Here is a 7,543-nt window from a genome sequence, read left to right as displayed (position 1 = left end):
GCCCGGTTCAGCGCCGTGCGGGCGGCGTCGGCGCCCCCCTCCGCCGACGGGTCCGGCGGGGGCTCCTGCGGCTCGTCAGGCGCCACCGGACTCCTCCGGAGCCACCTCGGTGCCCTCCGGCCCGGCGGTGACCCTCAGCCGCGCCCCGGCGAGCTCGGCGGGCACGTCCTCGTCCACGGCCGCCGTGACGAGCACCTGCTCCGCCCCGGCGACCAGGCCCGCGAGCCGGCGGCGGCGGCCGCCGTCCAGCTCGGCGAAGACGTCGTCCAGGACGAGCACCGGCTCGGCGTCGGGCTCGCCGCCGCCGCGGAGCAGCGCGTAGGTGCCCAGGCGCAGCGCCAGGGCGTAGGACCACGACTCCCCGTGGCTGGCGTAGCCGCGCGCGGGCAGCCCGTCGAGGTCGAGCACGAGGTCGTCGCGGTGCGGGCCGACCAGCGAGCTGCCCCGGTCGACCTCGGCGGTGCGGGAGCCGGCCATCTGCTCCATCATCGCCGCCGCCAGCTGGGCGCGCGGCGGCAGCGGGTCGTCGCCGGTGAGGTCCAGGTCGGCCACGAGCGGCAGCGAGCTGCGGTAGCCGAGGACCGCGGGGCTGCCCAGCGCCGGGTCGGCCCCGCTGACCTGCTGGTAGGCGGTGGCCACGTGCGGCCAGAGCCGCCGCACGAGCAGCAGGCGGGCGGCCAGCAGCTCGGCGCCGACCTCCGCCAGCTGGGAGTCCCACACCTCCAGGGTCGGCAGGTCCAGCGCGTCCAGCCCGCCGCGGGCGCTCCTGCTGCGGCTCCCCCCGCGGCGCGACGCGCCCAGGGTGCGCAGCAGGGCGCTGCGCTGGCGCAGGACGCGCTCGAGGTCGGCGCGGACGCCGGCCAGGCGCGGGGCGAGGGCGACGAGGGTGTCGTCGAGGAAGCGCCGCCGTCCGTCCGGGTCGCCCTTGACCAGGGCGAGGTCCTCGGGGGCGAACAGGACCGTCCGCAGCGCCCCCAGGACGTCCCGGGGGCGCTGCACGGGGGAGCGGTTGAGCCGGGCGCGGTTGGCCCGACCCGGCACGATCTCGACCTCGACGAGGGTCGCGCGGCCGTCGCGGTCGACGGCCGCGCGCACCACGGCGCGCTCGGCGCCCTGGCGGACCAGGGGCGCGTCGGTGGCCACCCGATGGCTGCCGAGGGTCGCCACGTAGCCCAGGGCCTCGACGAGGTTCGTCTTGCCCTGGCCGTTGCGGCCGACGAGCGCCGTCACCCCGGGGCCCAGGTCGACCTCCGCCCGCGGGTACGAGCGGAAGTCGACCAGGGACAGGTGGGTGACGTGCACCCGCTCCTCCTCAGCCCGGGCAGCCGGTCGGGACGCCGGTCAGCGGTCCGTGTCGCCGGCCCCCGAGGAGGGACCGGCCGACGAGGCCTCCGCCTCCAGGGGCGCCTGGTCGCTGCCGTGGGGGGTGTCGCCACCGCCGAGGGACTCCACCGCGTGCCCGCCGAACTGGTTCCTCAGCGCCGCCACGGCCTTCATCGCCGGGGAGTCGTCCTGGCGGGAGGAGAAGCGGGCGAACAGCGCGGCCGTGATGGCCGGCATCGGCACGGAGTTGGCGATCGCCTCCTCCACCGTCCAGCGGCCCTCGCCGGAGTCCGCGACGTGCCCGCGGATGGAGCCCAGGTCGCCCTCGGCCTCCAGGGCGCGCACCAGCAGGTCCAGCAGCCAGGAGCGCACGACGGTGCCGCGGGTCCACGCCTTGAACGAGCCGGTGACGTCGTTGATGATGTCGCTGCGCGCGGCCAGGAGCTCGTAGCCCTCGGCGTAGGACTGCATGAGGCCGTACTCGATGCCGTTGTGGACCATCTTCGCGTAGTGCCCGGCGCCGATCTCGCCCGCGTGGACGAAGCCCTCCTCGCGGGGGCCCTCGGGACGCAGCGCGTCGAAGACCGGCAGGGCCCGCTCGACCAGGGCGGCGTCGCCGCCGACCATGAGGCCGTAGCCGTTCTCCAGGCCCCAGATGCCGCCGCTGACGCCGCAGTCGAGGTAGCCGACGCCCTTCTCCGCGAGCAGCGCCGCGTGCACCTGGTCGTCGGTGAAGCGCGAGTTGCCGCCCTCGATGACGAGGTCGCCCTCGGCGAGCAGCCCGCCGAGCTCCTCGACGACGCCGCGGGTGATCGCCCCGGACGGGACCATCACCCACACCGTGCGCGGCGCCGGCAGGGCCTCGACGAGCTCGGCCAGGCTCGCGACGTCGCTGACGGCGGGGTCGCGGTCGTAGCCGGTCACCTCGATGCCGGCGCGGCGCAGCCGCTCCCGCATGTTGCCGCCCATCTTGCCCAGGCCGACCAGACCGATGTGCATGGTTCCTCCAGTGCTGTGGATGGAGCTCGCTGTGGATGGAGCTCAGTGGGTGCCGCGCCTGGTCCCGCCCCGACCAGTGGTCGGTCGCGGCGCGCGACGGCGCGCCGCCGGCCCGAGGAGGGCGGCGGCGCTCGGTCCTGACTACCCCGCCATGCGCACGGGCATGAGCAGGTAGCGGTACCGCTCGTCCGGCTCGGCCTCGAGATCGGCCTGGCCGGTGAGGACTGCCGGCTTGGTCGGCAGGGTGAAGGACAGCCGCACGTACGGCGTCCCGAGGGCCTGCAGGCCGTCCAGCAGGAACTGGGGGTTGAAGGCGATGGAGATGTCCCCGCCCTCGAGGGAGGCCTCGATCGCCTCGGAGGCCTGGGCGTCCTCGCCCTGCCCGGCCTCCAGGACGACCTGGCCCTGGGTGAAGGAGAGCCGCACCGGGGTGTTGCGCTCGGCGACGAGCGCCACGCGGCGCACCGCCTCCAGCAGCGCCGGGGCGGAGACCACGGCGACGACGGGCGCGTCGGCCGGGAAGAGCGCCCGCACCTTCGGGTAGTCGCCGTCGACGAGCAGGGAGGTGGAGCGGCGCCCGCCGGCCTCGAAGCCGACCAGCCCCGCGCCCGACGCGCCGCGGGGTGCGCCCGCCGGACCGTCCGTGGCCAGCGCCACGGTCACGTCGCCGCCGCCGAGCGCCTTGGCCACGTCGGAGAGCGTGCGCGCGCGCACGAGGGCGACCGCCGAGGCGCCCGGGGTGGAGGAGCGCCAGGGCAGCTCGCGCACGGCGAGGCGGTACCGGTCGGTGGCGAGGAGGGTGAGGGTGTCGCCCTCGATCTCCACGCGCACGCCGGTCAGCACGGGCAGCGTCTCGTCCCGGCTGGCCGCCACGGTCACCTGGGCGACGGCCTCGGTGAAGACGTCACCGGCCACGGAGCCGATGGTCTCGGGCATCGACGGCAGCGCGGGGTACTCGTCCACCGGCATGGTGAGGAGGCTGAACCGGCTCGCCCCGCAGGTGACGGCGAGCTTCGCGCCGTCCTGCACGACCTCCACCGGGCGCCCCGGCAGGGACCGGGCGATGTCCGCGAGCAGGCGGCCCGAGACCAGGGCCCGCCCCGGCTCGCCGACCTCGGCGGGCACCTCGATCCGCGCCGACACCTCGTAGTCGAAGCTCGACAGGTGCAGGGAGCCCGCACCGTCGGCCTCCAGGAGCACGCCGGCCAGCACCGGCACCGGGGGACGGGCGGGCAGCGTGCGCGCCGTCCACCCGACCGCCTCGGCCAGGACGTCACGCTCGACCCGGAACCTCACCGGCCACCATCCCTCCTGGCCGTCCTCCGTGCGGGTCGGCCGATCTCGGGCGAACAGTACCGACCGCACGAGCAGTGGATGTGCGCGGACGTCCTGTCATCCATGGGGAGGTCCATCATCGTCTTAGCCGTTGTGAATCCTGGGGACGAGGTGCATCGCTGCAGGTCAGACCCCTGACGGGGGTGTGGATTTCCGGTGTGGACAGCTGGGGACGACGAGGGGCCGCCTGTGGACGCTCCGCTCCGTCCACAACCGGCCCCTCCTCCGTCCACCGCTCGTCCACCGTTCTGACGCCTCGCCCCACAGGCCTGGGGCGGTTCTGCACAGGGCCTGGGGACGACGGGAACCGGCAGGTCAGGAGGCCGCCGAAGTTTTACCCAGGCCGTGGACATCTCTGTGGACACGCTCCGTGGACGGGGTGCCGACCCGGCGTCGACCGGTCAGCCCGTCCGGTGCTGCTGCTTGATCCGGTTGGTCAGCTCGGTCACCTCGTTGTAGGTCGACCGGCGCTCGGCCAGGAGCGCGCCGACCTTCTTGTTGGCGTGCATGACGGTCGTGTGGTCCCGTCCGCCGAAGGCCTGCCCGATCTTCGGCAGCGACAGGTCGGTGAGCTCGCGGCAGAGGTACATCGCCACCTGGCGCGCGTTGACGAGCACCCTCGAGCGCGACGAGCCGCACAGGTCCTCGATCGTCAGGCTGAAGTAGTCGGCCGTCTGGGCCATGATCGTCGCGACCGTGACCTCGCCGGTCTCGCTCGTCACCAGGTCCTTCAGCACGACCTCCGCGAGCGGCAGGTCCACCGCGGCGCGGTTGAGGTTGGCGAAGGCCGTCACCCGGATCAGCGCCCCCTCCAGCTCGCGGATGTTCGTCGAGATCCGCGAGCCGATGAACTCGAGCACGTCGTCGGGCACCGAGAGCCGGTCGGTGATCGCCTTCTTGGACAGGATGGCGATCCGGGTCTCCAGGTCGGGCGGCTGGACGTCGGTGATCAGCCCCCACTCGAACCGCGACCGCATCCGCTCCTCGAAGCCGGACAGGCGCTTCGGGGGCAGGTCGGAGGTGATCACGACCTGCTTGTCGGCGTTGTGGAGGGTGTTGAACGTGTGGAAGAACTCCTCCTGGGTCTGCACCTTGTTCGACAGGAACTGGATGTCGTCCACGAGCAGCACGTCGACGTCGCGGTGGCGGCGCTGGAAGGCGCTGGCCTTGTCGTCGCGGATGGAGTTGATGAAGTCGTTGGTGAACTCCTCGGAGTTCACGTACCGCACCCGCACCCCCGGGTAGAGGTGCTGGGCGTAGTGGCCGATGGCGTGCAGGAGGTGCGTCTTGCCCAGCCCGGACTCCCCGTAGACGAACAGCGGGTTGTAGGCCTTGGCGGGCGCCTCGGCGACCGCGACGGCCGCGGCGTGGGCGAAGCGGTTGCTCGAGCCGATGACGAACGTGTCGAAGGTGTACTTGGGGTTCAGCCGCGCCGGCTCGACCTCGCGCCTCGGCTCGCGCTCGCGCCGCGGGCGCGGTGCCCCCGTGGAGGGCCGCTGGACGCCGAAGAGCGCGCCGTCCTCGGCCGGGAGGAGCTCTGCGCCGTCCTCGTCGGCGGAGCCGTCCTGGTCGACCCCGAAGACGTCCGAGCCGTCCTCCGCGGGGGGCTCGTCCTCCATGCTGGAGTCGACCGTGACCGCCAGGCGCACCGGACCGCCCAGGCTCGCGGCCAGGGCCTCGACCACCGGACCGCGGACCCTCTGCTCGAGGACCTCCTTGGTCAGCTCGTTCGGCACCGCCAGCAGCGCGGTGCCGTCGATGAGGCCGAGCGGGCGGGTCAGGCGCAGGAAGCCCAGCTGCTGGCGGGAGACGCGCGTGTCGCCGGAGAGGGCTGCGAGCACCGTCTGCCAGAGTGCGGGGAGGTCTTCGGAGCGGGCCACGCCGCCAAGCCTCCCACTCCGGGGGAGAGCGCCGTCCACAAGGATGTCCACACCCTGTGCGTAACCAAGGGGCACCCGTCGGCTCGGGAACGCTAGCGCGTCCTCCCCTCGGCGGACAAGGCGACCCGCCGGAACGCGCCGGAACCGGCTCAGTTGACCCGCCGGGCGCCGCGCCCGTACCGTGGGACGGTTGCGGTCGGCAGTGCTGGCCCGGTGGCACAGGGCGCGGACAGGCCGTGCGGTGGACGACCAGATGGAGTGAAAGTCGTGAGCAAGCGGACCTTCCAGCCGAACAACCGGCGCCGGGCCAAGGTGCACGGATTCCGGCTGCGCATGCGCACCCGCGCAGGCCGAGCCATCCTCGCCGGCCGCCGGCGCAAGGGCCGCGAGGAGCTGTCCGCCTGACCCCCCCGCGGCGAGCGCTGCGACAGGCCGGTGCTGCCCTCGGCGCACCGCATGCGACGGTCCCCGGACTTCGCCGCGGCGGTCCGCCGCGGCCGCCGGGCCGGTCGAGCGCTGCTCGTGGTGCACCTGAGGCTCACCGGGACGGACGACCCGCCCCTGGTGGGCTTCGTGGTGTCCCGGGGGGTGGGCGGATCGGTGGTGCGCAACCGGGTGGAGCGACGCCTGCGGCACCTCGTGGCCGCGCGGATCGACGCCCTGCCAGCCGGGGCGCACCTCGTGGTGCGGGCCTCGCCGGCAGCGGCGACGGCGAGCTCGCACGAGCTGGGCTCCGACCTGGACTCCGCCCTCCGGGCCGCGGCGCGACCGCGCGGGGGGCAGTCGAGGGGCGCAGGCGGCTCGGCCGCCCCGGCGCCCGCCGCGGGCGCCGGGCGGTGACCGTGCTGCGGGCCGTGGGCCGCGGGCTCGTCCTGGCGCCCCGGCAGGTCCTCGTGCTGGTCCTGCGCGCCTACCAGCTGCTGATCTCCCCGCTGCTGGGCCCCGTGTGCCGCTACGCGCCCTCGTGCTCGTCGTACGCGGTGGGAGCCCTGCAGACCCACGGCGCGCTGCGCGGCAGCTGGCTCGCCGCGCGCCGCGTGCTGCGCTGCCACCCGTGGGCCGCCGGGGGCTGGGACCCTGTGCCCGCCCGCACCAGCGGCCGCTGAGACCGCCCCACCTGCCCCCGAGCCCGCGAGGACCCCGTGATCGACTTCTTCACCAGCCTCTTCTACCCGCTGGAGTGGGTGGTCGCGTGGCTGATGGTCACCTTCCACGCCGGCCTGACCAGGCTGGGCATGGACGAGGCCAGCGGCTGGACGTGGGCGCTGTCCATCGTCGGCCTCGTGGTCGTCATCCGGATCATCCTCATCCCGCTCTTCGTCAAGCAGATCAAGGCCTCTCGCGGGATGGCCCTGCTCCAGCCGGAGATGCGCAAGATCCAGGCGAAGTACAAGGGCAAGACGGACCAGGCCAGCCGCGAGGCCCTCTCGCGCGAGACGATGGAGCTCTACCGCAGCAGCGGCACGAACCCCTTCGCCTCCTGCCTGCCGATCCTCCTGCAGGCGCCGATCTTCTTCGCGCTCTTCCGGGTGCTCAACAGCGGGCTGCGCAACGAGGACGGCGTGGGGCCGCTCACCGGCGTCCTGGCCCGGCAGGCCGGGGAGTCCACGATCTTCGGCTCCCGCCTGACGGACACGTTCCTCGGCAGCGACGACCTGCACGTCAAGGTGCTGACGGTCGTCATGATCCTGCTGATGTCGGCGACGACCTTCACCACGCAGCGCCAGCTGATGATGAAGAACATGCCGGCCAGCGCGCTGGACAACCCCTTCGCCCAGCAGCAGAAGATCCTCCTGTACCTGTTCCCCATCATCTTCGCCGTCTCGGGCGTCAACTTCCCGGTCGGCGTCCTCCTGTACTGGCTGACGACCAACCTGTGGACCGGCGGGCAGCAGTTCTACGTGATCCGGCGGATGCCGGCTCCCGGCTCCCTGGCCGAGAAGGCCCTGCAGGCGCGGCGCGCCAAGCGGCACGGGGGCGCGGGCGGCGGCGGTGACGCGGTCGCG

Annotated in this window: 8 protein-coding genes; 4 read left to right on the top strand and 4 right to left on the bottom strand. The window is 73.9% G+C overall.

Annotated elements, in window-relative coordinates:
* Positions 1-75: 75 nt before the first annotated feature.
* The 4 genes from recF to dnaA form a co-directional block, all read right to left on the bottom strand.
* Positions 76-1,302, bottom strand: coding sequence for a DNA replication/repair protein RecF (gene recF, locus AC5FZL_RS13930; RefSeq protein ID WP_493619488.1), 1,227 nt, complete (start codon positions 1,300-1,302; stop codon positions 76-78).
* Between the two features lie 39 nt (positions 1,303-1,341).
* Complete coding sequence (gnd, locus tag AC5FZL_RS13925; protein WP_493619487.1) at positions 1,342-2,322, bottom strand: phosphogluconate dehydrogenase (NAD(+)-dependent, decarboxylating); 981 nt, start codon at positions 2,320-2,322, stop codon at positions 1,342-1,344.
* Positions 2,323-2,463: 141 nt separating this feature from the next.
* The gene (gene dnaN / locus AC5FZL_RS13920) at positions 2,464-3,618 is read right to left on the bottom strand and encodes a DNA polymerase III subunit beta (protein ID WP_493619486.1); all 1,155 of its coding nucleotides are present in this window, start codon (positions 3,616-3,618) and stop codon (positions 2,464-2,466) included.
* Between the two features lie 440 nt (positions 3,619-4,058).
* Entirely contained in the window at positions 4,059-5,537 is a 1,479-nt protein-coding gene (dnaA, locus tag AC5FZL_RS13915; protein ID WP_493619485.1) for a chromosomal replication initiator protein DnaA, read from the bottom strand.
* Positions 5,538-5,804: 267 nt separating this feature from the next.
* Between dnaA and rpmH the strand changes: the two genes are divergently transcribed.
* The 4 genes from rpmH to yidC all read left to right on the top strand — a co-directional run.
* Positions 5,805-5,942 carry a 50S ribosomal protein L34 gene (gene rpmH / locus AC5FZL_RS13910; RefSeq protein ID WP_493619484.1) on the top strand — a complete coding sequence of 46 codons (138 nt, stop codon included), beginning with the start codon at positions 5,805-5,807 and terminating at the stop codon, positions 5,940-5,942.
* Positions 5,943-5,972: 30 nt separating this feature from the next.
* Entirely contained in the window at positions 5,973-6,377 is a 405-nt protein-coding gene (gene rnpA, locus AC5FZL_RS13905) for a ribonuclease P protein component (RefSeq protein WP_493619483.1), read from the top strand.
* The gene (gene yidD / locus AC5FZL_RS13900; RefSeq protein WP_493619482.1) at positions 6,374-6,643 is read left to right on the top strand and encodes a membrane protein insertion efficiency factor YidD; all 270 of its coding nucleotides are present in this window, start codon (positions 6,374-6,376) and stop codon (positions 6,641-6,643) included. The genes rnpA and yidD overlap by 4 nt, the downstream gene beginning before the upstream one ends.
* A gap of 39 nt (positions 6,644-6,682) precedes the next feature.
* Positions 6,683-7,543 (top strand): membrane protein insertase YidC (yidC, locus tag AC5FZL_RS13895; RefSeq protein WP_493619489.1); only part of this gene is annotated, 861 nt, incomplete at its 3' end.

It is taken from the genome of Quadrisphaera sp. DVD1 (genome assembly GCF_058932755.1).
The sequence above is the reverse complement of the archived record's forward strand: the minus strand, read 5'-3'. Positions and strand labels throughout refer to the sequence as shown.

Bases quoted from the DNA above. Each gene is read 5' to 3' on its own strand.
- gnd (WP_493619487.1), bottom strand. From the start codon at position 2,322: ATGCACATCGGTCTGGTCGGCCTGGGCAAGATGGGCGGCAACATGCGG.